This is a genomic window from Paenibacillus sp. P4_A7 (genome assembly GCF_056402455.1).
Genome location: NZ_JBFUHJ010000599.1, coordinates 1 through 2,857, shown reverse-complemented (window position 1 = coordinate 2,857; position 2,857 = coordinate 1). Strand labels below are relative to the sequence as shown.

The window sequence follows — 2,857 nt, the reverse complement described above, 5'->3', positions numbered from 1 at the left end:
CCTCAAGACTGGCATTTCCATTGGCATTCGCAGGAACAATTCCTCCTGACACAATCATCATGAATGCTAGCAAAAAGATAGAACTACGGTATATACGCTTGCTCCAAGAAACGGTCTTCGAATTCCTTTTTCTCATATGTCGCCCTCCGTTAATATGATAGGGAAGAAGGAGGAGTTCTATCATCCCCCCACCGAATCCCAATTATTTGTTGTTAGCTGCTTCCTTCCAAGCTTTATCCATATACTCCAGCATGCCGGCCGGATTAATTGCATTCAGATAGACCCCTTGTGCAGCAGTCATCATCTCTGTAGTTGCTGCACTACCGTATAGCCATCCTTGGTCAAGGAATGGATAGCTCTGTCCTTTAGCCACGACTTCTGCAATTTCCTTGAACGCCTCGTCGATTTCTCCTGTTTCACCATTGATCGTCATGAAACCTTGCTGGCTTTTCGTCCACGCCTTCTGATTTTCCACTTGGCTCCAGAATTCAAGATATTTCTTCGCCGCATCTGCAATCTTCGTATCTTTGTTGATTGCGAAAGTCGTTCCGACCGCAGCAGAGGCAATTACATCCTGACCCGCTGCATTAGAAGGCATTGCAAACATGCCCAGCTTCAAATCCGGATTTGTCTTCTTAATCCCTGCGAGCGACCAGCTTCCGTCAATGTACATCGCCGCTTTGCCTTTTGCGAATGCTTGCTGTGTTTGATCGAGGCTGACACCCGTACTTTTAGCCGTCAAGTAGCCTTTATCATTTAATGAGAACCACTTGGCTACAGCATCGTCCCATGCCCCGGAAAAAGTTACAGAACCTTCGTTCAGCTTGGCATCGAAGTCAGGCATTGCCTGGTAGACAGTCGCAGGAGCAACTGTATACAACGCCGCCAATGTCATTCGGAATGCCATACACTGTGCCATCAAGCGAGGTTGCTTTAAGCGATGCGTCCGAGAAATTGGATAACCACGGCTCGTTCGCAATATCAAGCAAATATCCGGCATTACCGTAAGAGATAATGTCAGACAAGCCAGGGTGCATCATGATGACATCGGAAGCATCGCCTGCTGCGAAACGGGTCTTGATGAATTCTTTGAACTGGCCGCCGGGCATTCCTTCGTAAACAACTTTAATGCCTGTGGGTTTTCACTCATGAATTTTTCGTTCAGCTCGGGAATCGCTCCGAGTTCCGTGCCGGATTTAAACCCACTCACTTTCAACGTGACTTCCTCAGCGGAAGCGCTTGCATTTTGCGTCGGAGACGCCGATGGCGTGCTGCTAGGAGATGAGCTTGCTCCACCCTCATTTTTGCTGCTGCCGCAAGCGCTTAACATGACTACCAGCATAACAACCATTGCCAACAAACCTAACCCTTTTCTTCTCATTGTCCTTCCTCCAAGTCGGTTTTCCTTTCTACTCTATCTTAAGAAAAAGCTCCCGACATGAAAATCACGTAAAATTCATGTTTCTTCTCTTATTTTCGGAACCTTTCGGACTTTCGGAAATCGATGCAAAGCGATACAAAAATAACGAACGAAATCTTGTGTTATGATGATGGAAGCAAGTGGATTCAAATATTTTATTGAGCCATTCAACAGCTGAAAGGACAGACGAATTATTTTTCGCCTGCCCTTTACTAATCATATGCATAGCCTCGATTCCCTTCAACGTCTGTTCTGCAGTGTGAAACGTTTTGAAACCAAGCATCGGTTTTGTGATTTTCTTTATGAATCGATGATCTTGTTCTACTATGTTGTTTAGGTATTTTGTCTGTCTAACCAAAGTTTCTTTTGGCAGGGCTTTTTCATTTATTAATCCTTGTATGGCTGGTGGATATGCTGGGTTTTTATCCAATCGTTTTCCCCATCGAATCAACCGCTCTAGTACGTTTCATCGGTTCTGTACGTATCATTTGTGGATCTTAGATAGGTCCGAATTCGTTGTCTCGATAGCATAAACTATATTTCATAAACTATATTTTAAATACCATCTTATGAAATTATCAGTTAGGTTATCCATGAATTAGAGCTTTGCACCATAACTTTAAGTTAATAAAAACAAGGAGTAGCTGCCGCAGCAAACTACTCCTTGTGTCGTTCAATTAACGTTACCCTATAGTGGATTAAGCCAAAACTAAAAGAGCAGCTTACTAGACAATCTGTTCCTTGACTAAGCAAATTTTTCTGGAAGCGCCTTAATGATTTCTTCATATTGTAGAGCAACTGCTACCTCTAAGATATGTATAGGGTTTTGATGAGCGTAAGCTACAAGCAATTCTTTAGTAAATTCATCCTCATTTAATTTTAGACTTCTTTTTACTAATTCCATCATAGCTCTTTGATTACGAAAATTAAGTTGCTCAATTTTTTCCATTGCTAATTCTATATCACCCTGCATTGTACACTCCTACTATCCGTGATCTGCGATTTTAAATTATTTTTTAGCAGTTAATCATCGTTAATATAATAATAATTCGATGCATTTCCATTCTTTCAGGGGGGATGTATATGAGAAAATCTTAACAAGATTATCCTATTCATGCTGTGCTAGAATAAACGCTCAAAGCCATTCGATCATTTACCTATTATTCGCATACGGAGGGATTTAATCATCATGTACAGACTTCTGGCTCTATTCACACTGCTCGTACTCGTTACCGCAACCGCAGCAAATCACAAAGTAGATGCTTCGCCCGTCTTGAAATTCGGCAGCGAGGGACAGGATATTCCGGATCTGCAGTTCCGGCTTCAGACGATCGGTTATTACAATTTGCCCATAGATAAAAATTTTGGTAAGGGCACCCGCAGCGCAGTTCAACGTTTTCAAAAAAATAACGGGCTCCAGAGTGACGGTGTTGTAGG

The 2,857-nt window shown here is 42.6% G+C and carries 5 protein-coding genes and 1 pseudogene; 1 reads left to right on the top strand and 5 read right to left on the bottom strand.

The features are described from left to right. Window positions 1-202: 202 nt before the first annotated feature. The 5 genes and pseudogenes from AC1DWN_RS31640 to AC1DWN_RS31620 form a co-directional block, all read right to left on the bottom strand. Window positions 203-907: an ABC transporter substrate-binding protein gene (locus AC1DWN_RS31640; RefSeq protein WP_477562819.1), complete on the bottom strand. Its 705-nt coding sequence runs from the start codon at window positions 905-907 to the stop codon at window positions 203-205. After that, window positions 837-1,109, bottom strand: coding sequence for a hypothetical protein (locus tag AC1DWN_RS31635; protein ID WP_477562818.1), 273 nt, complete (start codon window positions 1,107-1,109; stop codon window positions 837-839). The genes AC1DWN_RS31640 and AC1DWN_RS31635 overlap by 71 nt, the downstream gene beginning before the upstream one ends. Next, window positions 1,037-1,381, bottom strand: a complete 345-nt coding sequence (locus AC1DWN_RS31630) for a hypothetical protein (RefSeq protein ID WP_477562820.1) — start codon at window positions 1,379-1,381, stop codon at window positions 1,037-1,039. Before AC1DWN_RS31630 ends, AC1DWN_RS31635 begins: the two co-directional genes overlap by 73 nt. A 267-nt stretch (window positions 1,382-1,648) precedes the next feature. Continuing rightward, window positions 1,649-1,820, bottom strand: a pseudogene (locus AC1DWN_RS31625) (DDE-type integrase/transposase/recombinase); the annotation flags it as partial. A 345-nt stretch (window positions 1,821-2,165) separates the two neighbouring features. Next, entirely contained in the window at window positions 2,166-2,393 is a 228-nt protein-coding gene (locus AC1DWN_RS31620) for a hypothetical protein (protein ID WP_477562817.1), read from the bottom strand. Between the two features lie 216 nt (window positions 2,394-2,609). On the opposite strand from AC1DWN_RS31620, the gene AC1DWN_RS31615 reads away from it, so the two are divergent. Further along, a partial coding sequence (locus AC1DWN_RS31615; RefSeq protein WP_477562816.1) for a peptidoglycan-binding domain-containing protein occupies window positions 2,610-2,857 on the top strand: 248 nt, incomplete at its 3' end.